The organism is Flavonifractor sp. An91, from assembly GCF_002159225.1.
GTDB lineage: Bacteria > Bacillota > Clostridia > Oscillospirales > Oscillospiraceae > Flavonifractor > Flavonifractor avicola.
Window position 1 is genome coordinate 41,976 of record NZ_NFHA01000007.1, and the last position, 20,446, is coordinate 62,421.

The 20,446-nt window shown below is 56.0% G+C and carries 22 protein-coding genes and 2 pseudogenes; 16 read left to right on the plus strand and 8 right to left on the minus strand.

What is annotated here, in order from left to right:
• Positions 1 to 92 precede the first annotated feature (92 nt).
• Positions 93 to 641, plus strand: a complete 549-nt coding sequence (locus B5G42_RS06100; protein ID WP_087267919.1) for a desulfoferrodoxin family protein — start codon at positions 93 to 95, stop codon at positions 639 to 641.
• On the opposite strand, the gene B5G42_RS06105 is transcribed toward B5G42_RS06100, so the two are convergent.
• The gene (locus tag B5G42_RS06105) at positions 638 to 1,237 is read right to left on the minus strand and encodes a TetR/AcrR family transcriptional regulator C-terminal domain-containing protein (protein WP_087267922.1); all 600 of its coding nucleotides are present in this window, start codon (positions 1,235 to 1,237) and stop codon (positions 638 to 640) included. The genes B5G42_RS06100 and B5G42_RS06105 overlap by 4 nt on opposite strands.
• Positions 1,238 to 1,551: 314 nt before the next feature.
• On the opposite strand from B5G42_RS06105, the gene B5G42_RS06110 reads away from it, so the two are divergent.
• From B5G42_RS06110 to B5G42_RS06150, 10 genes are all read left to right on the plus strand, one after another.
• Complete coding sequence (locus B5G42_RS06110) at positions 1,552 to 2,694, plus strand: acyl-CoA dehydrogenase family protein (protein ID WP_087267925.1); 1,143 nt, start codon at positions 1,552 to 1,554, stop codon at positions 2,692 to 2,694.
• Between the two features lie 15 nt (positions 2,695 to 2,709).
• Positions 2,710 to 3,888: a CaiB/BaiF CoA transferase family protein gene (locus tag B5G42_RS06115; protein WP_087267928.1), complete on the plus strand. Its 1,179-nt coding sequence runs from the start codon at positions 2,710 to 2,712 to the stop codon at positions 3,886 to 3,888.
• Positions 3,889 to 3,926: 38 nt separating this feature from the next.
• Positions 3,927 to 5,126, plus strand: a complete 1,200-nt coding sequence (locus B5G42_RS06120; protein WP_087267932.1) for an acyl-CoA dehydrogenase family protein — start codon at positions 3,927 to 3,929, stop codon at positions 5,124 to 5,126.
• 31 nt (positions 5,127 to 5,157) lie between these two features.
• Complete coding sequence (locus B5G42_RS06125) at positions 5,158 to 5,961, plus strand: electron transfer flavoprotein subunit beta/FixA family protein (RefSeq protein WP_087267935.1); 804 nt, start codon at positions 5,158 to 5,160, stop codon at positions 5,959 to 5,961.
• Positions 5,962 to 5,978: 17 nt separating this feature from the next.
• A complete protein-coding gene (locus B5G42_RS06130; protein WP_087267938.1) occupies positions 5,979 to 6,983 on the plus strand; it encodes an electron transfer flavoprotein subunit alpha/FixB family protein in 1,005 nt (334 codons plus the stop codon).
• Between the two features lie 166 nt (positions 6,984 to 7,149).
• Entirely contained in the window at positions 7,150 to 8,292 is a 1,143-nt protein-coding gene (locus tag B5G42_RS06135; protein WP_087267941.1) for an acyl-CoA dehydrogenase, read from the plus strand.
• 46 nt (positions 8,293 to 8,338) lie between these two features.
• Positions 8,339 to 8,503: a hypothetical protein gene (locus B5G42_RS18105; protein WP_162611052.1), complete on the plus strand. Its 165-nt coding sequence runs from the start codon at positions 8,339 to 8,341 to the stop codon at positions 8,501 to 8,503.
• Entirely contained in the window at positions 8,491 to 9,267 is a 777-nt protein-coding gene (locus tag B5G42_RS06140; protein ID WP_087267944.1) for an enoyl-CoA hydratase-related protein, read from the plus strand. Before B5G42_RS18105 ends, B5G42_RS06140 begins: the two co-directional genes overlap by 13 nt.
• Positions 9,268 to 9,452: 185 nt before the next feature.
• Positions 9,453 to 10,034 carry a nitroreductase family protein gene (locus B5G42_RS06145; protein WP_087267946.1) on the plus strand — a complete coding sequence of 194 codons (582 nt, stop codon included), beginning with the start codon at positions 9,453 to 9,455 and terminating at the stop codon, positions 10,032 to 10,034.
• A gap of 317 nt (positions 10,035 to 10,351) precedes the next feature.
• The gene (locus tag B5G42_RS06150) at positions 10,352 to 11,200 is read left to right on the plus strand and encodes a 3-hydroxybutyryl-CoA dehydrogenase (RefSeq protein ID WP_087267949.1); all 849 of its coding nucleotides are present in this window, start codon (positions 10,352 to 10,354) and stop codon (positions 11,198 to 11,200) included.
• Positions 11,201 to 11,487: 287 nt separating this feature from the next.
• Here B5G42_RS06150 and B5G42_RS06155 read toward each other — a convergent pair whose 3' ends face one another.
• The 7 genes and pseudogenes from B5G42_RS06155 to B5G42_RS06185 form a co-directional block, all read right to left on the minus strand.
• A complete protein-coding gene (locus B5G42_RS06155; RefSeq protein WP_087267952.1) occupies positions 11,488 to 12,018 on the minus strand; it encodes a molybdenum cofactor guanylyltransferase in 531 nt (176 codons plus the stop codon).
• Positions 12,019 to 12,042: 24 nt separating this feature from the next.
• Entirely contained in the window at positions 12,043 to 12,768 is a 726-nt protein-coding gene (locus B5G42_RS06160) for a molybdopterin-binding protein (RefSeq protein ID WP_087267955.1), read from the minus strand.
• Between the two features lie 57 nt (positions 12,769 to 12,825).
• Positions 12,826 to 13,048, minus strand: a pseudogene (locus B5G42_RS06165) (hypothetical protein).
• A gap of 2 nt (positions 13,049 to 13,050) precedes the next feature.
• On the minus strand, positions 13,051 to 13,488 hold the full coding sequence (locus tag B5G42_RS06170) for an MOSC domain-containing protein (protein ID WP_087267958.1): 438 nt from the start codon (positions 13,486 to 13,488) through the stop codon (positions 13,051 to 13,053).
• A gap of 44 nt (positions 13,489 to 13,532) precedes the next feature.
• Positions 13,533 to 14,219: a molybdopterin-binding protein gene (locus tag B5G42_RS06175; RefSeq protein ID WP_087267962.1), complete on the minus strand. Its 687-nt coding sequence runs from the start codon at positions 14,217 to 14,219 to the stop codon at positions 13,533 to 13,535.
• A complete protein-coding gene (locus B5G42_RS06180; RefSeq protein ID WP_087267965.1) occupies positions 14,191 to 15,885 on the minus strand; it encodes an ABC transporter substrate-binding protein in 1,695 nt (564 codons plus the stop codon). The genes B5G42_RS06175 and B5G42_RS06180 overlap by 29 nt, the downstream gene beginning before the upstream one ends.
• Before the next feature lie 157 nt (positions 15,886 to 16,042).
• Entirely contained in the window at positions 16,043 to 16,516 is a 474-nt protein-coding gene (locus tag B5G42_RS06185; RefSeq protein ID WP_162611055.1) for a hypothetical protein, read from the minus strand.
• Between the two features lie 545 nt (positions 16,517 to 17,061).
• Between B5G42_RS06185 and B5G42_RS06190 the strand changes: the two genes are divergently transcribed.
• The 5 genes and pseudogenes from B5G42_RS06190 to B5G42_RS06210 all read left to right on the plus strand — a co-directional run bounded on the left by B5G42_RS06190 (position 17,062) and on the right by B5G42_RS06210 (position 20,322).
• Positions 17,062 to 18,420 carry an MATE family efflux transporter gene (locus B5G42_RS06190; protein ID WP_087267972.1) on the plus strand — a complete coding sequence of 453 codons (1,359 nt, stop codon included), beginning with the start codon at positions 17,062 to 17,064 and terminating at the stop codon, positions 18,418 to 18,420.
• Between the two features lie 3 nt (positions 18,421 to 18,423).
• Entirely contained in the window at positions 18,424 to 19,248 is an 825-nt protein-coding gene (locus B5G42_RS06195) for a MerR family transcriptional regulator (protein ID WP_087267975.1), read from the plus strand.
• Between the two features lie 111 nt (positions 19,249 to 19,359).
• A pseudogene (locus B5G42_RS06200) lies at positions 19,360 to 19,617 on the plus strand (recombinase family protein); the annotation flags it as partial.
• 196 nt (positions 19,618 to 19,813) lie between these two features.
• Positions 19,814 to 20,026, plus strand: a complete 213-nt coding sequence (locus tag B5G42_RS06205; RefSeq protein WP_087267980.1) for a DUF5348 domain-containing protein — start codon at positions 19,814 to 19,816, stop codon at positions 20,024 to 20,026.
• Positions 20,023 to 20,322 (plus strand): DUF6050 family protein, encoded by a 300-nt coding sequence (locus tag B5G42_RS06210; protein WP_087267984.1) that lies wholly within the window; start codon positions 20,023 to 20,025, stop codon positions 20,320 to 20,322. Before B5G42_RS06205 ends, B5G42_RS06210 begins: the two co-directional genes overlap by 4 nt.
• Positions 20,323 to 20,446: the final 124 nt, after the last annotated feature.

Sequence of the window (20,446 nt, forward strand, 5' to 3'; positions counted from 1 at the left end):
AGTTTACACAAAACCTGGGACAGTCTTATACCCCCTTCCCCGCAGGGCAGGCAGGTGTATTTTGGGTATTGTCGAAATTGAGGAGAGACATTATGCGAGATTCATCTGAGCAGCACTATAGTACGCGGTGCCTGATCAGCCACCGCCCTCCCTTCCGCACAGTGGAGCCGGTATTTTTCCGGTGCGCCTGCGGCGCCGTGACTGTCGTAAACCAGACCAACCAGGCAGAACTGCCGGTGATACATTGCTGCGGTGCCGCCCTGGAGCCGCTGCCTCTGTGTCAGGATGCGGAGCTGTTGGCGCAGCACAGAATCACGTTCACGGTTTTTGGGGGGTTTGAGCATAATGCCATCCGCTTTGCTGTGGATAGCGGGAGCCATCCTATGGGAAAGGACCACAGGATCGAGTGGATGTATCTGCGTACCTATCAGGGCGGGCAGCTGAAGTACCTGCCCCTGAACAGAAGGGCCGTTGCCAACTTTTCTCTGGCAGATGAGGACGCCTTTGTATACTGCGACAGAGAGATCTGCCGGATGGGGCGGGAACATTGCCAATTTCAATGTAAACGCGGTATGGTCGTCTATGCTTATTGCAACCTTCACGGTCTGATGCGCCTGAAGCTGGGGGAAAACGGGAATTAAGAGGGCTTCTGGAGTACGTCTATAGGCCAGACAGAAAGTTCATCATTGCCCTTGTCAGCCAGGGGAAGATACTGCTTGATGCACTCCGGGATACAGTGCAGGGCATAGCTGGCCTGTTCTGTTGCGGAGCCAGGCATGCCAGCTTCGGCCCATTTGATATAGAGGTTGCTGGCCCCGCAGGCGTTGAACTGCAGTGCGTATTCCATCTGGTCATCTATTTCCGTCTGACCGGAATACCTCTGGATGCAGCGCTTATAGTACTTGTATGTCTGATTATAGATGGCCTCCGCCAAGGAATTCTGCCCCGTCAGCTTGACAGCTTCTTTGAAGAAATGGCTGTTCTTTTGCGCCTTGGCATAGAGCGCCACCAGGTAAGCATAGAAACCGGAGGTCTCCAAAATGTCCCGCTCTCCAGCCAGCGTCTGTAGAAAGATATAGTAAATGAGGTCGTTTTTGTCCTTAAAATGATTGTAAAAGGTCTGACGACCGGCGCCGATTTTGGAAGTGATGTCACGCACCGTAATTTTGGACAGGGGACGTTCCAACGAGAGTTCGATGAGTGCATCGGCAAGATAGTGCTTTATGTTAATGGCCATACGACTGCCTCCTTCAAAAAAGTGAGTGTAGGCATTTGGTGTGGAGGTTCCAAACCATAGACAATCACAGATGATTGTCCACAAATGGACACATCTGAAATGCGTGTAATAAACTGGACAGACTAATTTTGGCTGTCAAGAATCGGACATCGGGGGCGTGAATGTGCCTGTACTTTTTCGCCAAACTACCATACAATTTACATAGAGAAGCAGAGGGGCAAACCACATCTTTTGACATTATCGCACATTTTTTATGGGATGTCCAGCCCCCCGGCACGGTAAAGCAAGACGATGATTAGAAAGGAGCACAAAAAATGGCAGTCATTTTGAATGAGGACCAGCAGTCCATCAAGGAATTGGTGCGGGATTTTATGGAGAAGCGGGTCAAACCCGAGATTGCCAAATACGACGAGTCCGGCGAGTTCCCCCAGGAGCTCTATAAAGAGGCTTTTGAGCTTGGCCTGCACAGCCTTCCCATCCCCGAGGAGTATGGCGGGGCGGGGCTGGATTACACCACGATGGCGGTGGCCCTGGAAGAGATGGGCCGGGTTGATCCGGGCTTTGCCATTACTGTGCTCAGCACCGCGTTGACCCTGACCGATGTGCTGGTGGGCGGCAACGACGCCCAGAAGCAGCGGGCCGCCGACATTATCATCCCCGGCGCCCACGGTACCTTTGCCATGACCGAGCCTAACGCTGGCTCCGACCCCGCCGGGCTGATTACCACCGCAGTGAAGGACGGGGACGACTACATCCTCAACGGGACTAAGTGCTTTGCCACCAACGGCGGCTACGCCGACCTGTATGTGATCATCGCCACTGTGGACAAGTCCCTGCGCTCCAAGGGTACCGTGGCCTTCATGGTGGAGGGGGGCACCCCTGGTCTGACCATTGGGCAGCACGAGAACAAGATGGGCCTGCGTCTGTCCAACACGGTGACGATGTATCTCAGCGATGTTCGGGTCCCAGCCGGCAATATGCTGGGCAACGTGGGCGACGGCCTGAAGATTGCCCTTCATGGACTGGATGTGGGCCGTCTGTACAATGCCGCCATCGCAGTTGGCATTGCACAGCATGCCATTGAGGAGGCCACGGCCTATGCAAAGGTCCGTGAGCAGTTCGGCAAGCCCATTATCGCCAATCAGGCCATCCAGATGATGCTGGCCGATATGCAGATGAATACCGAGGCGGCCCGCTGCATGGTCCACAACACCATGAAGCTGCTGGATTCCGGCGTGGAGCATGTGAGCATGGAGGCCTCCTGCTGCAAGGCGTTTGCCGGCGATAACGCAGTCAAGTGTGCCACCGATGCGGTGCAGGTGCTGGGCGGCTACGGCTACAGTAAGGAGTATCCGGTGGAGAAGATCATGCGGGACTCCAAGATCTTCCAGATCTTCGAGGGCACCAACCAGATCCAGCGCATCGTCATTGCCCGCGAGATGGCAAAGCTGTATTAACGCACAGGGGTCGCCATGGAAAAGAACTATTTTGCCGGGCTGCGGGTTTTGGACCACACGCGCTATCTGCTGGGCGGCTACGCCACACAGGTGTTGGCAGATCTGGGGGCGGAAGTTATCAAGGTGGAGAGCATGGACGGCGGCGATTTCTGCCGGCAGGAACAGCCCATGAGAAACGGCGTCAGCCACTATTTCTCCGCCCTCAACCGAAATAAAAAAAGCATCGCTATTGACCTGAAATCTGCCAAGGGGCGGGAAGCCTATCTGCGCCTGGTCAAGACTGCAGATGTGGTGATCGACACCTTCCGCCCCGGCGTTATGACCCGTCTGGGCATCGACTATGATGCAGAAAAGGCAGTCAAACCGGACATCATCCACTGCAGCATCAGCAGCTTCGGTCAGAACGATCCCCGCAGCTTCAAGGCCCTGCACGATATCAATTTCCAGGCTCTGTCCGGCTTTCTCTCCCTGAATGGAGGGAAAATCACCCCAATCCATATGGTGGATGTCTCCACAGGAATGGTGGCTGCCCAGAGCATTCTGGCCGCTCTGCTCCAGCGGGAACACACAGGCGAAGGAGCTTTTTGCGACATCAGGATGTTCGATTCCTTCGTCTGGTGGAACGCTCTCATCGATGCCAGATACGACTTCTACGGCAACAAGATGTGTACGGAAAAGCTGGACTACCCAGCCCTGGCCTATAATATTTATGAGGCCAAGGATGGCGGCAAGGTCTCCATCGGTATGCTGGAGGAAAAATTCTGGGTGCGCTTCCTGACCGCTGTAGGCAGGGAGGACCTGATCCCGTATAAACTGTGCCACCGGGAGGAGGCTCCATGGGCTTACGAGGAACTGGAAAAGGTCTTTAAAACCAAAACCAGGCTGGAGTGGAAGGAATTTTTTGCGGAAATGGACACCTGCGCCATGGTGGCCTACACAAAGGAGGAAGCAATCCGGGAAATCCTCTCCTCCGGAACCGGATTAATGGAGTATGTGGACTTCCCGCGTACCGGGAAGACCCTGCAGACCCGCCTTCCCATCCAGGTCTCCACCCTGCCCGTCTCCCTGAAAGATGCCGTTCAATGTCCGGGTCTGGGAGAGCACAGCGCAAGCCTGCTTCAGCAGGCCGGTTACTCCGATGCAGAGGTGGAGGAACTGCTTCAGGACAAGGTGATAAAAGTCTGCGCAGAATAACAGTATGTTAACGCACAAGATGCGAAAGGAGTATATTTATGGAAAACAATGTACGTCTAAGTGAGAAGGAACTGTATGACCTGCGTATGAAGATCCGTCGCGTCAATGAGGTGGACCTGGAGGCTCTGTCCCCTCAGTGTGAGCATGACAATGTGTTTCCCAAGGAGATGTGGGAAATCGGTAAGAAGAACGATATGTTCCGCCTGTCCATCCCCACCCAGTATGGCGGCATGGGCCTGTGCTTTGAGCAGTATTTCACCCTGCTGGAGGAAATTGCCCGGGGCAACGGCGGTATGCGTATGTTCTGGCATGTAGCCAACGGCCTGAGCTGGGAGATCCTGTGTGAGCGTGGTACAGAGGACATGAAGAACAAGTATCTGCCCCAGATGGCCACCGGCGATTACTTTGTAGCCTTTGCCCTGACCGAGAAGGGCTGCGGTTCCGGCGCCGATATCCGGACCAAGGCCGAGCAGAAGGGGGACAAGTGGGTACTTAACGGCAGCAAGACCCTCATTTCCTTTACCGATGTCTGTGACGCCTACTACATCATCGCCTGCTCCGATGAGAGCAAGCGCAAGAGCAAAAAGGGCGGTTTTACCGCGTTCTTCGTCCCCGCTGATTCCAAGGGCCTGCGGGTGGAGAACATGCCCCACATGATGGGCTGCCGCGGCGCCGGCCACGGTGATGTAATTCTGGAGAATGTGGAGATTCCAGACGAGTACCGCCTGGGCGAGATCGGCGAGGGCTTGACCGTGTTTATGCATGCGCTGGCTATCTCCCGCGCCTCCATCGGCGTATGCCTGCTGGGTATGTCCCAGCGTTTCCTGGAGATGGCGGTTGCCCGCTCCAAGGACCGCGTGACCTTTGGCAAGCCTCTTGCCCAGCGGCAGGCTATCCAGCAGCAGCTGGCCGACATGGCCACCCAGGTGATGGCCCTGCGCCTGATTGCAAACGAGTGCGCCAAGCAGATCGACGCCGGTGTGGAAGACCTGGAGATGATTACCTCCATGCTGAAGCTCCACGGCATTGACACGGTGAAGTTGGTCTCTGACGGAGCACTGGAGATCATGGGCGGCATCGGCTATTTTGAGGACAACCCCTATGGGCCCCTGGAGCGGATGTACCGGGATGCCCGCGGCATGTGGCTGGAGGAAGGCCCCCGCACTGTGCAGCGCCTGACCCTGGTTCGTGATGTCATTGCCAAGGACGGCGAGTTGCGCCATGGAAACTATTGCTGATTGGCCGTAAAGTAGGAGGGAGGAAAGAGCTATGAACATACTCGTCTGCGTCAAGCAGGTGCCGGATACGACGGAGATCAAGATTGACCCTGTAAAGAATACCCTCATCCGAGACGGGGTGCCCAGCATTCTCAACCCCTTTGACGGCTATGCCCTGGAGGCGGCGGCGCGGATCAAGGATAAGAACCCGGATACCAAGATTGTCGCTGTGACCATGGGCCCGCCGCAGTCTGTGGCGGTGCTGAAAGAGTGCCTGGCTATCGCAGCGGATAAGGCATATCAGGTCTCCGGCCGTACCTTCGGCGGCTCCGACACTCTGGCTACCAGTTACATTCTCTCCAATGCGGTAAAGAAGATCGAGGAGGTTGAGGGCAAGTTTGACGCCATCTTCTGCGGCAAGCAGGCCATTGACGGCGACACCGCCCAAGTAGGCCCCGAGATGGCAGAGCATCTGGACCTGCCCCAGGTGACCTACGGCCTGGAGGCCGAGCTGGACGGGAACAGTCTGAAGGTGAAGAAGGAGACTGAGGACGGCGTTGAAGTCATCGGCGTCAGCCTGCCTTGCCTGGTGACCTTCACCAAGCCGGCCTGGGATCCCCGCTATCCCACCATTAAGCGCAAGATGGCCGCCAACAAGGCCCAGATCCCTGTCCTCGGCGACGATGCTTTTCCTGAGATAGACACCACCCGCATCGGCCTCAAGGGCTCCCCCACCCACGTCAAAAAGACCTTTGTGCCCCAGAAAAAGAAGGGCGGCATGAAGATTAAGGAAGAATCCAACGAAGATTCCGCAAAGAAGCTGTTCCAGGTGCTCAGCGACGCGGCAGTCATTTAAAAAGGAGGGGAAGCACTATGGAAGCCAAGACCAAGGACCTTTGGGTATTTGTAGAGACCAATAAAGATGGCAGCGCCAAGAACGTGGGCATCGAACTGCTGACCCCCGGCAAGGACATGGCTGCTAAGCAGGGCGGGGCCCTGGTAGCAGTTGTGGTGGGCTACAAGACCGACGCCGCCGTAGAGGCCGCCGCCGCCCACGGTGCAGATAAGATCATCGTAGTGGACGGACCTGAGTATGAGCAGTACACCACCGACGCCTACACCATCGCTCTGTATACCTTAGTCGAGAAGTATGGCCCCACCAGCATGCTCATCGGCGCCACCAACAACGGCCGGGATTTGGGGCCCCGTGTGTCCTGCCGCCTGAAAACCGGACTCACCGCCGACTGCACCGCCCTGGACATCGACGAAGAGACAGGCAACGTGGCCTGGACCCGTCCCGCCTTTGGCGGTAACCTGATGGCAACCATCCTTTGCCCCGACCATCGGCCCCAGATTGGCACCGTGCGTCCGGGCGTGTTCAAGAAGTGCGAGCCCTGCGCGGCCCATGCCGAGATCATCCGTGAGGACATCAAGGTGTCGGCCGAGCAGATTCGTACGCAGGTGCTGGAGTTGCTGAAGGAGATGGGGGACGAGAATGTAGACCTGGAGGGTGCTGAGATCATCGTCTCCGGTGGACGCGGTGTGGGCGGCCCCGAGGGTTTTGCCCCCATCAAAGCGCTGGCCGAGGTTCTGGGCGCCACCGTGGGCGCCTCCCGCGCTGCCGTAGACTCCGGGTGGATCAGCCACGCTCACCAGGTGGGCCAGACCGGCAAGACCGTGGGGCCCAAGCTGTACATCGCCTGCGGTATCTCCGGCGCCATCCAGCACCTGGCGGGCATGAGCGGCTCTGACTGTATTGTGGCTATCAACAAGGATCCCGACGCCCCTATCTTTGATGTAGCCGACTACGGCGTGGTAGGCGACCTGTTCCAGGTCCTTCCTGTCCTCACCGAGGAGATCAAAAAGCTGAGAGCCTGAGGCTCTCCCCTCCCAATGCGTGAAGCAGCCTTCCCTGTGTTGCCTTCCTCCTCACGTGGCTGTTTCATAGGATATCGCTTTGAGCTGCCTCTTGCCGGGCAGCTCAAAGCCGTATTAAGGGATTGTGAAAAAAATATCAGAGCTTAAACGGAAAGGAGCGCACACAATGAATTTTCACTTTAACCAAGAAGAGCAGGAGATCCTGGACATGCTGCATGAGTTTTCACTGAAGGAGGTGGCGCCCATCGCCGCTGAGATCGATGAGAATGAGCGCTTTCCCGAGGAGACCTGGCACAAGCTGGCCGAGATGGGCATGATGGGCGTTCCCTTCCCCGAGGAATACGGCGGGGCCGGCCTGTCTTATCTCACCTACATTGGTGTCTGCGAGGAGCTGGCCCGCCACTGCGCTACCACCTCTGTCATGGTGTCCGCCCACTCCTCCCTGTGCTGCTGGCCCATCAGCGAGTTCGGCACCGCTGAGCAGAAGCAGAAGTACCTGCCGCCCCTGCTCAGCGGCGAGAAGCTGGGGGCCTTCGGCCTCACTGAGCCCGGCGCCGGTACCGACTCGGCCATGCAGAAGACGGTGGCCGAGGACAAGGGGGGTCACTGGCTGCTCAACGGCTCCAAGATCTTCATCACCAACGCCGGCTATGCCGAGACCTTTGTGATCTTTGCCATGACCGACAAGGAGAAGGGCAACAAGGGCATCTCCGCCTTCATCGTGGAGAAGGGCTTCCCCGGCTTCAAGGTGGGGGCCCACGAGAAGAAGATGGGCATCCGGGGCTCCTCCACCTGTGAGCTGGTCTTTGAGGACTGCGTGGTGCCCAAGGAGAACCTGCTGGGCGAGCTGGGCAAGGGCTTCAAGATCGCCATGATGACCCTGGACGGGGGCCGCATCGGCATCGGCGCCCAGGCTCTGGGCATCGCCCAGGCCGCCATCGACGAGTGCGTCAAGTACACCACTCAGCGCATCCAGTTCGGCAAGCGGATCAGCCAGTTCCAGAACACCCAATTCCAGCTGGCCGACATGCAGGCCCGGGTGGACGCGGCCCGGCTGCTGATCTACCGGGCGGCCCAGGCCAAGCAGGACCATGAGCCCTACAGCCACCTGGCCGCCATGGGCAAGCTGTACGCCTCCGAGGCGGCCAGCGACGTGACCCGCCGCTGCCTCCAGCTGGTGGGGGGCTACGGCTACACCCGTGAGTACCCCTTTGAGCGGTATATGCGCGACGCCAAGATCACCGAAATCTACGAGGGCACCAGCGAGGTGCAGCGTATGGTCATCTCCGGCTGGATGGGCGTGAAATAAAAGCGCAGACAAACAGAGGAGAACCCAATCGCCCCTCAGAGGGCCAATGGGACGCGATTGCGGGAAATTTGGAGGTTGTACATACATTGTAGACTGTTGCCGCACCGCCTTCGGCTCCTTCGGGAGCAGCCTGAAGGATACCCCCGCTGCCGATCTGGGCACCGTGGCGCTGGAAAATGTTAAGGAGGAAGGAATATCATGGGATTTGTAACGCTTGAAAAACGGGAACATATTGGTATTCTGACAATCAGCCGCCCAGAGGCCTTAAACGCGCTGAACAGTCAGGTCCTGGCTGATCTGGACGAGACCATCACTCAGGTGGAGCAGGACAGCGAGATCTACGTCGTGATTCTCACCGGCGCTGGCCGCTCCTTCGTGGCTGGGGCCGACATCGGTGAAATGAAGCAGTTCTCCTGCATAGATGGCAAACGGTTTGCCACCCGGGGCGGCCAGGTCTTTTTGCGGCTGGAGAATCTAAGCAAGCCGGTTATTGCTGCAGTCAATGGGTTCGCCCTGGGCGGCGGCTGTGAGCTGTCCATGGCCTGCGATATCCGGCTGGCTTCTGAGAAAGCCAAGTTCGGCCAGCCCGAGGTAGGTCTGGGAATCACCCCTGGCTTCTGCGGCAGTCAGCGCCTGCCCCGCATCGTGGGCGTATCCAAGGCCATGGAGCTGATCCTCACCGGCAAGGTCATCAGCGCCGCCGAGGCCAAGGCCATCGGCCTGGTCAGCGAAGTCTATCCCCCTGAGGAGCTGATGGGCAAGGCTGTGGCGCTGGCAGAGGCGATTTGCGCCAACGCCCAGATCGCCGTGTGCGAATCCAAGCGCTGCATTCGCATGGGCATGCAGACCGACATCGCCACCGGTTCTGCCTTTGAGGCCGAGGCCTTCGGCGTCTGCTGCGGCACCGAGGACAAGAACGAGGGTATGGGAGCGTTTTTAGAAAAGCGCACCGAGAAGCACTTCCGGAACAGATAAGGCGGGCTGCCCTCATCAGGGAACTGTCAGACCTCTTGCGGACATAAAAAACAATAGGTCCACAGAACTTCAACTACGAAAGCGCGCCGGAGGTTGAGCGCTTTGGCACCGCCTGTTGGACACGGGGCTTATTTCCCGGGAGGTCTATTGTATACTGGCCAAAACCCGAATAAGGAGTGTGGAATATGGATTGCAGACAGGCGATTATGACCCGCCGCAGTGTGCGCAATTATCAATCGGCGCCCATCCCGGAGAACGTACTGAACAATATCCTGTCGGCGGCCTGTGCTGCGCCCTCTGCTTTAAATCTGCAGCCTTGGTACTTTGTCGTAATTCAAAGCGCCGAGCCCATGGCCCGGCTTCTGGAGGTAATGCGCCCGGCTACCCAGCGCCTGGATGCGGAGCTGACCCAGCGCTTTCCCAACCATCCCCAGGTGGTGCTGGAGACAAAACGCTTTGTCCAGCTGCTGGGAGGGGCGCCTGTCTGCATCCTAGCCTTCCAGACAGGTGGGGATACCCATGGCAGAAGCCAGTCCACCATTTTGCAGAGTGTGGCGGCGGCCATTGAAAACCTGTTGCTTGCGGCATGGAATGAAGGCCTCGGAAGCTGCTGGCTTACCGCTCCGCTGGAAGCTGGTCTGGCAGAAGAGCTGCGTACTGCGTTCGCCCCTGAGCAGGGAGAGCTGGCTGCACTGATTACCCTGGGTTATCCGGAGCATGTCCCAAAGGCTCCAAAAACCAAGAGCGGACGATATATCATACTGTAGCGGCACTCACAGTATCCTGAGATGGAGGAGGTCCACAGCCCAGGAGGAGCATCCTCTGCAAGTCGGAGAGAATCACGTTCGGGTGCGCCCGGGGGAGCTGTCCGGGCGCACCCCGGCTTCAGCGCTTACCTACTGGCCGGACAGAGCACATGGTTAGTCAGGGGATTGGGTTAGGACCGTTTCCCACCAAAAAAGAAATGGGTACAGTTTCTGAGATGTGCAGTGACTTGGACAGGCGCTCCGGCGGAAAAGAAATAGATGTTTTATTTGCGACTCAGCATAATGGGACATAAATCCTTACAATAAGGAGTGTTTTTATGAAAAAGATTGTTGTGATCGGCGGCGGCACTATGGGCCTGGACATCGCTCAGGTCTTCGCCAAGAAGGATTTTGATGTTACCGTCCGCGACATCAACGACGACATCATCAAGGCTTCCGAGGGCCGTCTGAACAAGAGCCTGGACAAGCTGGTGGCCAAGGGCAAGATGGATGAGGCCAAGAAGGCCGACATCCTGGCTCACATGACCTTCACCACCGATCTGAAGGCTGCTGCCGACGCCGACCTGGTGGTTGAGGCCGCCATTGAGAACCTGGACATCAAGAAGAGCATCTTTGCCGAGCTGGACAGCATCTGCAAGCCCGAGACCATCCTGGCCTCCAACACCTCGTCCATCTCCATCACCGCCATCGCCGCCGCCACCAAGCGGCCCGACAAGTTCATCGGTATGCACTTCTTCAACCCCGCTACCGTCATGAAGCTGGTGGAGGTCATCCGGGGCGCTCACACCTCCGATGAGACCTTCAACACCATCCGGGACCTGTCCGTGGAGATCGGCAAGGAGCCCGTCGAGGTTAACGAGGCCCCCGGCTTCGTGGTCAACAAGATCCTGATCCCCATGATCAACGAGGGCATCGATCTGGTATACACCGGCGTGGCCTCCGTGGAGGGCGTTGACACCGCCATGAAGCTGGGCGCCAACCACCCCATGGGCCCCCTGGCTCTGGGCGATCTGATCGGCCTGGACGTGTGCCTGGCCATCATGGACACCCTGTACAACGAGACCCACGATCCCAAGTACCGCGCCTCTCTGCTGCTGCGGAAGATGGTCCGGGCCGGCAAGCTGGGCCGCAAGACCGGCATCGGCTTCTACGACTACAGCAAGTAAGCCATGCTGCGTTGGCTGCCAAGAGAGCCGGCAACGGAAAGCAGAATACAGGACCAGGGACCCGCTGCAAAATGAGTCCATAAATAGGGCCTGTTGCAAAATTGACATTTTGCACATGCCTGTCATTGTGAGCCAGCGCGCACACTGGCGTGACAATCCACATTCCTGTAAGAAAGGCAGATTCCCACGAAAAACGGCCGCCCACCGGGCGGCCGTTTCCTCAGAATGACGGGATTTTGTGCAGCATATTCATTTTGCAACAGGTCCGTTCATGTAAAGGTGCTTTTTCATAGACCACGCTCTCCGCGGTCCTCCGTGATTTCCCGAACAGAGATATGGGGGAACAGCCCGTGCTGAAAGGAGCGTTCTCCCCGGCCAAGAGACGCCGCGATGTGCGGAAAGCACCGGCGGGAATATAGCGCGAAGAGCGGTTCAAGCCTCCCGTTCCGGCGCCGGATGAGACACACGTCAGAGTTTCCAATTTCTTTGCAGATGACATGAGCCAGGCTTGGGGAGGAAAACGGCAGATCCACCGCAATCAGAAAATACCGGTCGGCTGGGATGGCACCCATAATGGTCTCTAGCCCGGCCATAGGCCCTCCGCCGGGGCGGGCGTCCTCCACCATCTGAATACCATCCAGCCCCAAGTGTGCAAAGCGTTTCGTATGATCTACGGAAAGGGCCAGCGCGTCAAATACCCCTTGCCATCGCTCCGCCAGAATGGAGACCAGAGGGCGGCTGCCGATGGACATGAGCGCCTTGTCGCTGCCCATGCGGCTTGATTTTCCTCCGGCCATAAGTACAGCAACGGTTTTCATGCTCGCACCTCTCTGTTTCCGGTTTTACGATTTACCAAAGGGGCAGACGGGGTAGCGGCACTGGGGACAGCCCAGGCACAGCCCGCCGGTGCCCAGAGCCTTCAGGTCGGCCCGGCTGACCCGCACCCCGGCGGTGATGCGGGGGAGCACCAGGGCTCCGTAGGACACGATCTCCGCGCCGGTGTCCCTGTTGGCCCTGGGGGTCTTGTCGTCCGGGTCCACGCTCATGCCGCCGGTACACAGGATCAGGCCCACCCCCCTGGCCTTGTAGTCCAGGGCGGCGGCGGTGATGGCGGTCCTGTCGTCGCCGGGGAGGCAGTGCTCCGTCACCTCAATGCCGTAGGCGGCCAGCTTGTCCCCCTGGTGGACGGCGGTGTTGGTGTGGCGGGTGGCGATCATGATCTCGTCCTCCCCGTTGAGGGCGTTGAGGCGTGCCACGTCCACCCGGAACAGGCCGTCGATATCGGCGATGAGCTCGATCTTGCCCTCCTTCACGGGAGTGGCGTGCATGTGCTCGTTCTGGCACAGGGCCTGGAGGCGGAAGGCGGCCTCGTCCTCGTGGAGCATGCCGGGCTGTTTATCCCACACGTAGAGGTGCTCCTTGCCCATGGAGAGCAGCACCGGGATATCCTCCTGGGTGACCACATGGCCCTTGCGGAACCGGGCGTCCTTGGTGACCCCCCGGATGATCTGGGTCAGGTCATGGCAGAGCACATGGCCCGCCGCGTCCCGGGTATCGATCAGTTTCATGTTGTAGTCTTCCTTTTTTCAAGCTGGCCACCCGTCATGGAGCTGACGGAGGCGGACTTATCGGGCGCAGTTGCCCGCGGTCCCCCGTAAAATCTCCAGGCCGTGGCCCAGGGCGGGGAGGATGAACTCCAGGCACTCCCGCACCGCCTTAGGGCTGCCGGGCGGTGTGGCCCACCTCATAGCCAGCCGCCTCCACCATTTCCCGGATCACGGGACCGCTCTTGTCCTCCCGCTGTCCGGCATAGCCGGAGTTGCTGAGGGTGATGATGGCTACCCGCATATTCAGCCCTCCTCCACGATGGTGAGGGTATCTCCCACCGAGATGGTGCCCCCGTGGAGCACCTTGGTAAACACACTCTCCCGGGGCATGATACAGTCCCCCATGACCTTGTAGATCTCACAGTGGGCATAGCACTGCTTGCCCACCTGGGTCAGCTCCAGTACCACATCGTTGCACTTGAACTTGGTGCCGATGGGCAGGGTCTTGAAGTCGTAGCCCTCCACCACCAGATTCTCACCAAAAGCGCCGTCGTCCACTACGGCACCTCTGGCCCGGAAGGCCTCCACCTGCTCGTGGGAGAGCAGGGAAACCTGACGGTGCCACTTGCCAGCGTGGGCGTCCCCCTGAATGCCCCAGTCCTCCACGAACTGGGCGGAGCCCACATTCTTCTTCTGGGTACCCTTTTGTTCACTGACACAGACAGCGATCACTTTGCCCATGGTCGTATCCTCCAATCTAATGCTATTGATCATTCGTTGCAGGGTTATAGAAATTGATACGGGTAGCGGAGCTCGGCCTGGATTTCGGTACCCCGCTTCAGCCCTGCGGGCGGAAGGGTAATAAAGCCATTGCAGCGATCCATGCCGCGGCTGTCTCCTATATCTACTGGAACGGCAAAAAGGCGTTCGTCCGGCTGGCGTATTAAAAATGCCCGGCGGACCAATGAGAACATTCGCCCCGTTGCCGGATAATCATTACCCTGATAAATTGCCAAAACTTTGATAGGCTGTGTTGTCTGCCCGAGATAGCGGTCCATCAGCGGTTTAACGAACCAGTCCATGGTACATTCTGCTCCGACGGATGGGCCTGGTATGCCCACAATGGGCTTGCCATCAGGGGTGATGGTGCATGAGGTGTGCGCGCCTGGACCGCTTGTAATCATATGGCTTAGAATCGTTCCTACAGATTCCAGTGCCGGAATGGAGAAATCTGCTGTGCCTTTTGATGAACCGGCATTGATAATGACGATGTCCGACTGCCCCAATGCGTCCTGGAGCGTATGGATAAGTTGCTGTAGGTTGTCCGGCTGGATGGGATAGAGCAGCGGCTTCCCACCCCACGCCGTAATTTTGGCCCCGGCCATGACCGAGTTGCTGTCTACATTTTTCCCGGCTGGAACCGGTGTGCCGGCGGGAACAAGTTCATTCCCTGTTGGGATAAAGGCGACCACGGGGGCGTCTGAGAACCTTTATCCGATTGTAGCCGCCGGACGCCAGCCGGGAGAGAAGCAGGGGCGTCAGAATATCCCCGGCCCGTACCAGCAGGGCGCCCTTTTGCAGCTGTCCGCCCACAGGGGTTACAAACTCCCCGCTGCATTGGGGAAGATGCTTCAAAATGAGGCACCCATGATCGTTACTTACATTGATTCCGCCGGCTGCTTCCAATGTTGTGGCGTAGATGCTGTCTGCACCGGGAACACCGTACAGGTTTTCGCTCTTACCACAGAACATGACCCGCACTTGATCAGATTCCTCCATTTGGGATACCTCGGCATCCATCCGATCCAAAATACCCTGTACAAAGTCTGCCATTTCATTTCCCAGAGCCTCGTTTCCAAGCAGCTCACCCACCAGTCGATAGGAGTCAGCCTGCTCTGTAACCGGAGCTTTCACAATACAAAAGACGGGGATTCCGGTTTCCTCCTGCAATTTATCCGCGTTGCTGTCCTGCGTGAGTGTCAGGATCAGGTCAGGCTCCAACTCCAGCACAACCTCCGGGTCGATCCCTGTCATCCAGGTATCGGTGACCGGAAGGGTGCGCAGGAAGCTGAGTGCGTCTTGCGTGTAGTAATCCACTGCGGAAATAGCATCCTCAGCGGAATACAGTTTAGAAAAATTTGCGTCCACGTTGATCAGTTTTTCGCCGCCCAGACGCCAGGCGCAGTAGGTCGGTACAGGATGAAGGGTCATGACCTTCTCGACCTCCAAGGGGACCTCCACCTGGCGACCTGCCATATCGGTAACAATGCGATAATCAGATTCTGCGCCTTTTTCCGAGACGGTAGGGGAACTGCTGCCTGTGGCAGGGGTGTCAGGGGCGGGAGTACCGCAACCAGCCAGAGAGAGAAGCAGGGAAGTTGCCAACAATGATGAAAGAATTCGTGGATACAGAGGCTTCATATCGTCCTGCACCTTGTAGGGGTGCTCCCGGAACGTATGGAACGGATGAAGCTCCGCCATTTTCAGATAGACGATTTTTCCCTCTTCCACCGGGCGGGGCGGCACGTCAGGCGTGGGCGGCAGATTGATCCCCGGCGGCGGGACTGCCGCCTCCTTGACGGGAGCGGCCTTGCCCGGCTTTACCGCCTGAGCGGTTTTAGTCACAGGCGCACCGCCGGAGCCCGTTTCCTTGCCCTTGTCAGATTTCTTACCTCTGGACACTTTGTCCCGAACAGCGGGCGGGGCCTCCTCACGGGCCGCCTTGTCAACCTTAGACGGGCGGCCTGTGCGGGGCTCCGCCGCTTTCGACTTTTTCTCCGCAGTCGGCCCGGCCTGCTCTTTCGGCGGGCGGCCCCGGCGCTTCGGCGGCTTATCCGCCTCCGGCGCTTTCTTGTCCGGGGCGGGAGCAGAAGCCTCCTTGCCGCCCTTATCAGCGGCCTGGATGTCCGAAAGATTGATTACCTTGCCGGACGGCGCGGGAACGTCCTCACCCATACCAGGGATAACAGACTGCTCCGGCGTGGCAGGCTCCGCATGAGCGGGGGCCGCCTGATCCCCACCAGGAACAGCGGGCCCCTCGGTGTGTTCCGGCGCGGGCGGATCGCCCGGCCCGGACGGAGCCGGAGCTTCCGGGATTTTGCTTTCCTCCGGGCTTGCGTTCACTTTTTCATCTGCCATTGGCTAACCTCCTTTTTTGTGAGATGAAAAAAGGCCAGACCTCCCGGCCCGGCCAGCTAAAAAATTCCCCCTTTCTCTTTGATATGAAGTCAGCACCACTCCTTTCCAAAACCGGGCCATAAAAAAACGTCGCTTTTCACAAAGAAACAGCGACGTTTTAGTGTAGGTTGGCTCGGTTTTTGTTGTGATTTATGATTATGCCTTTGTAAAGAAACCTAAACTCCTGCTTGGTACCATCTGCATAGGTCACCCGGCCTACCAGCTTTACCTGATGGGCCAGCTCCTGCTGCTGCTTATCATAGCAGTACAGGTATCCCTGGTAATCGCCGGGACTGGAGGTACAGCGCAGACAGTAGCGGTAGCGGTCTGTCTCCACCACGTAGCCGAAGCTGCACCCATCTTTGGTGATGGCCCCGCCGTTCTGGGCACAGAAGCTGCGCATCGCCGTCAGATCTTTCAGCGGCCCATCCGTCCGAAGGGTATCCACGATGGTTTGCAGTTCATCCTTGAACTCCTGGGTGTTGAGTTGATCCTCGTTGTGGGGCCACCAGGTATGCCAGAACTCCTTCCCGTTGTGGCCGAAATCCATACGGATATGTCCTACCGTCCCCAATGCCTTGTCCTGTTCCACATCCAGTTCCGAATAGAAAAGGCCCGCTTCCTCAAGGGAAGCGGGCCTCAACTGGACTCCGTTTTCACTTGTTTTCATTGTGCTTTGACTCACGGGTTTCACCTCCTTCCTTTGGTAAGTACACAACATACCACGCCGCGGGAGAAATATCTACTGCATTTCCATCACCCCCCGTGTCTGTTCTAAATCAGCGGCCATCAACTCCTCCAGACTTTTTGTCCCAAGATACGAGATAAATCCGCGGTCAGTAAATGCTCATGTGCCATAAAGAAACACGCAAGAATTTGATTGACAGCATCCACTATTCCATAGCAACAGCGAGTTGCTTGTTAAAATAAGGTTTGCAGTTTTATAATAAATAAGAACATATTCCTTAGGAGGGACAGACATGGAAACACGAGATATTCTCAAGAATTTGCGTGAAAAAAATAAACTTACACAAAGTCATTTGAACGGTACTACAAAATAAGAAAAAGTGCTTGACTCTACATCTGTTGTAGATTTTATAATACGGGTAGTTTAACAAAAAAGAAGGATTAGGCAATATGGAAAAGAACCTTACTACCGGCAGTGTGTTCAAAAATGTTGTATTATTCTCATTGCCGTATCTGCTCTCGTATTTTCTTCAAACGCTCTATGGCATGGCTGACCTATTTATCATCGGACAGTTCGAGGGTGTAGCCAGTACTACCGCTGTTTCTATCGGCTCACAAGTGATGCACATGCTTACGGTTATGATTGTAGGGTTATCGATGGGAACAACCGTCAGCGTCGGTCAGGCAGTTGGGGCAGGAGATCGAAAACAGGCAGCGCATAACATCGGGAATACGGTAATATTGTTTCTGGTGGTTTCCATTGCACTTACGGCCATCCTGTTATCCCTTGTTCATCCCATTGTCGTTGCCATGTCTACGCCAGCGGATGCGGTGAGCGGTACGGTCACCTATTTGACCATCTGCTTTATCGGGATTCCGTTTATTACATCCTACAACATCATCAGTTCTATTTTTCGAGGGTTGGGCGACAGCAAAAGCCCGATGTGCTTTATTGCCACAGCCTGTGCTGCCAACATCGCTTTAGACTATCTTTTTATGGGTGTGCTGCACCTTGGGCCTGCGGGCGCAGCCCTTGGTACAACTCTCTCTCAGGCAATCAGTGTAGTTGTTTCCCTTACCGTTATTTTGAAACGCAGGAGCATCGTTCTGAAAAAAAGCGACTTCAAGCCTTGCCGTGCGGTCATGGGGAAAATTTTGGGGATCGGCATCCCGATTGCGTTTCAGGACGGCCTGATTCAAGTTGCTTTTATTATTATCACGATTATTGCCAATCAGCGTGGACTGAATGACGCAGCGGCGGTCGGGATTGTGGAGAAAGTGATCAGTTTCCTCTTTTTGGTCCCCTCCTCTATGCTGTCTACCGTTTCTGCCTTGGGAGCGCAAAATATCGGTGCGGGCAAACCGGAGCGGGCCATTCAAACGCTGCGCTATGCGGTGATGCTCGCCGCAGGCTTTGGCGTGCTTGCTTCTATCGCGATCCAGTTTACAGCGGAAGGCATCGTTTCGCTGTTCACCGATCCCAGCACTGCGGACGGAGCGGCGGTGGTCCGTTTCGGCGGCCAGTATCTGCGCGGTTACATTTTTGACTGTATTTTTGCTGGCATTCATTTTAGTTTTAGCGGCTTTTTTTGCGCATGCAGGAAATCCGGCCTGTCGTTTTTACACAATATTCTCGCCATTGTATTGATGCGTGTGCCTGGCGTTTATGTGACCTCAAAATTATTCCCGGCAACGCTTCTCCCGATGGGACTGGCTACCGCGGCAGGCTCACTGCTATCGGTCGTGATCTGCCTAATCGCCTTTGGAGTCATACGGCGCAAATCAACGCTTGTTCTGGTGGAGGAGTAAGATATGGATCGGAAAAATCTCTTCCCAATAGGTGAAGTGTCAAAATTGTTTCATATCAGTGTTAGTAGTTTGCGGCACTATGAACATATCGGTTTGCTTACACCAGAATACATTTCCTCAGATTCTGGCTATCGTTACTATGGCACCGAACAATTTGAAGTACTCAACACAATCAGGTATTTGCGGGCATTGGATATGCCTTTGGCCGAGATTGAGGACTTTCTCAAAAATAAGGATATCAGCCGTATTGAGGAAAAGTTGTTACAGCAAAAGCATGCAGTCCTGAAAAAGCAACAAGAATTACAACGTATAGAACAAAAGATTAACCACCGCTTAAATTGGCTGCGAGACGCACAAAGTGTGCCTTTGGATACCGTTTCCTTAATAGAGCTTCCGTCCTGTCGCATTGTTTGGGTAGACGCTCCACTGAAAGTAGATGGCTCTCTTGATATGGAAGTGCCGATTAGAAAGCTGGATCAATCTGATGCCGAAGCCGTTGTATTTCTTGGAAAGGTCGGACTTGGCATTTCCGCGGAACATTTGCAGCAATCAAAAGTAAATCGTTATGACAGCATTTTTCTAATACTGGATCAAGAGGACATTTATACAGGTGAAACCATTACTCTTCCCAAAACACTTTGTGTACGGCTGCGTTTTCGAGGCAGTCATATAGAAGCTCCAGCGCACTATGAAAAGCTCCTTGACTACATCACAAAAGAGCAGATACAGATTGTTGGTTTTTCGCGAGAAATCACGCTCATAGTCTACCATAAAAACATAAAGATTTCTACTCAACACAAGACTGCTACACAAAAACCAGCAATTTAACACGCTGTAAAGAATCAGATTTTACACTTTTACCGCTATACAGCCCTCGCTATTCCGTGATGCAATAAAATTATGGAATAGTGGGGCTGGCTGTCGGAAACGGAGGATTTTATGTTAAGACAAGCCACCCAAAACCTGATTACCGCCCTTTATCCGAGATTGTCCCATGAGGACGAACTGCAAGGCGAGAGCAATTCCATATCGAACCAGAAAAGGATACTCGAAGCCTACGCAAAACAGAACGGCTTTACCAATCTGCGCTGGTACACCGACGACGGTTATTCCGGGGCAAATTTCCAAAGGCCGGGCTTTCAGTCTATGCTTGCAGACATTGAAGCCGGGAAAGTGGGAACCGTTATCGTCAAGGATTGTTGTGCGATAATGGGACTAAATCAGAAAGGCCTTGAAAATCAAGGGATTCTGGCTTAGTCCCTTCTTTTTTGACCTGAAAGAGGAACAATCGCTCAACAATCGGCGCACCGGATCAAAACCGGCTGGCGGTGGCTATGGAGGTACACTGCGTAAGCCCTTCCCGTTGCGCTGCCCACAACGAAAGGAGTCCATCATGAAACAGGGAACTTTGGTTTATGACCACGCAACGGATCGGTACGACATTCGCTTTGACCTTGACTGCTACTACGGCGGTCTGCACTGCGGGGAATGCTTCGATGTCATGGTCAGGGGCAAGTGGAAACCCACCCGGATCGAAATGGCTGCGGACTGGTATCTGGTCGGCATCCGCACGGACGATTTGCAGGGATTGAGGGTGAGGATGTGAAGACTTTTCTCAAGGAAGTGCTGCTTCCTCTGCTGATTGCCCTTTGTCTTGCCGCATTCTTCAAGCCGGTCTATATGGCGGACGGCGTATGTGACTACTTCCTGATGTGGCTCTGTGTCGGCTTCCCATTCGGCATCCGCAGGATGTGTCTCTGGCTCGTCCCCTTCGGTTACGGCATATCCGGCACAGTAGGAATCTTCGCACTCAACATCATCATCGGCGGTCTTATCGGAGGACTCGCCCTGATTGTCGGGCTGCTGCTCGGCATCATCCATACCATCCGAGAAATCATCTGAATATCTGAAAAGCTAAGAGGGTTTGTTTCATTCTCCAATTCGGAGCATGAAGCAAACCCTCTTTTTTTGTTGCCCGAAAGCTGGAACAATCTGCCTCTTGCAGATGACGGCGGTGCGGCGAGGA

What these genes read in the sequence shown, in the direction of transcription:
- B5G42_RS06125 (WP_087267935.1), top strand. Translation starts at nt 5,158, where the DNA reads ATGAACATACTCGTCTGCGTCAAGCAGGTGCCGGATACGACGGAGATC.
- B5G42_RS06155 (WP_087267952.1), bottom strand. Translation starts at nt 12,018, where the DNA reads ATGAAAACCGTTGCTGTACTTATGGCCGGAGGAAAATCAAGCCGCATG.
- B5G42_RS06150 (WP_087267949.1), top strand. Translation starts at nt 10,352, where the DNA reads ATGAAAAAGATTGTTGTGATCGGCGGCGGCACTATGGGCCTGGACATC.
- B5G42_RS06115 (WP_087267928.1), top strand. Translation starts at nt 2,710, where the DNA reads ATGGAAAAGAACTATTTTGCCGGGCTGCGGGTTTTGGACCACACGCGC.
- B5G42_RS06145 (WP_087267946.1), top strand. Translation starts at nt 9,453, where the DNA reads ATGGATTGCAGACAGGCGATTATGACCCGCCGCAGTGTGCGCAATTAT.
- B5G42_RS06130 (WP_087267938.1), top strand. Translation starts at nt 5,979, where the DNA reads ATGGAAGCCAAGACCAAGGACCTTTGGGTATTTGTAGAGACCAATAAA.
- B5G42_RS06195 (WP_087267975.1), top strand. Translation starts at nt 18,424, where the DNA reads ATGGATCGGAAAAATCTCTTCCCAATAGGTGAAGTGTCAAAATTGTTT.
- B5G42_RS06120 (WP_087267932.1), top strand. Translation starts at nt 3,927, where the DNA reads ATGGAAAACAATGTACGTCTAAGTGAGAAGGAACTGTATGACCTGCGT.
- B5G42_RS06140 (WP_087267944.1), top strand. Translation starts at nt 8,491, where the DNA reads ATGGGATTTGTAACGCTTGAAAAACGGGAACATATTGGTATTCTGACA.
- B5G42_RS06160 (WP_087267955.1), bottom strand. Translation starts at nt 12,768, where the DNA reads ATGAAACTGATCGATACCCGGGACGCGGCGGGCCATGTGCTCTGCCAT.
- B5G42_RS06190 (WP_087267972.1), top strand. Translation starts at nt 17,062, where the DNA reads ATGGAAAAGAACCTTACTACCGGCAGTGTGTTCAAAAATGTTGTATTA.
- B5G42_RS06100 (WP_087267919.1), top strand. Translation starts at nt 93, where the DNA reads ATGCGAGATTCATCTGAGCAGCACTATAGTACGCGGTGCCTGATCAGC.
- B5G42_RS06105 (WP_087267922.1), bottom strand. Translation starts at nt 1,237, where the DNA reads ATGGCCATTAACATAAAGCACTATCTTGCCGATGCACTCATCGAACTC.
- B5G42_RS06205 (WP_087267980.1), top strand. Translation starts at nt 19,814, where the DNA reads ATGAAACAGGGAACTTTGGTTTATGACCACGCAACGGATCGGTACGAC.
- B5G42_RS06170 (WP_087267958.1), bottom strand. Translation starts at nt 13,488, where the DNA reads ATGGGCAAAGTGATCGCTGTCTGTGTCAGTGAACAAAAGGGTACCCAG.
- B5G42_RS06135 (WP_087267941.1), top strand. Translation starts at nt 7,150, where the DNA reads ATGAATTTTCACTTTAACCAAGAAGAGCAGGAGATCCTGGACATGCTG.
- B5G42_RS06110 (WP_087267925.1), top strand. Translation starts at nt 1,552, where the DNA reads ATGGCAGTCATTTTGAATGAGGACCAGCAGTCCATCAAGGAATTGGTG.
- B5G42_RS06180 (WP_087267965.1), bottom strand. Translation starts at nt 15,885, where the DNA reads ATGGCAGATGAAAAAGTGAACGCAAGCCCGGAGGAAAGCAAAATCCCG.
- B5G42_RS18105 (WP_162611052.1), top strand. Translation starts at nt 8,339, where the DNA reads ATGGGACGCGATTGCGGGAAATTTGGAGGTTGTACATACATTGTAGAC.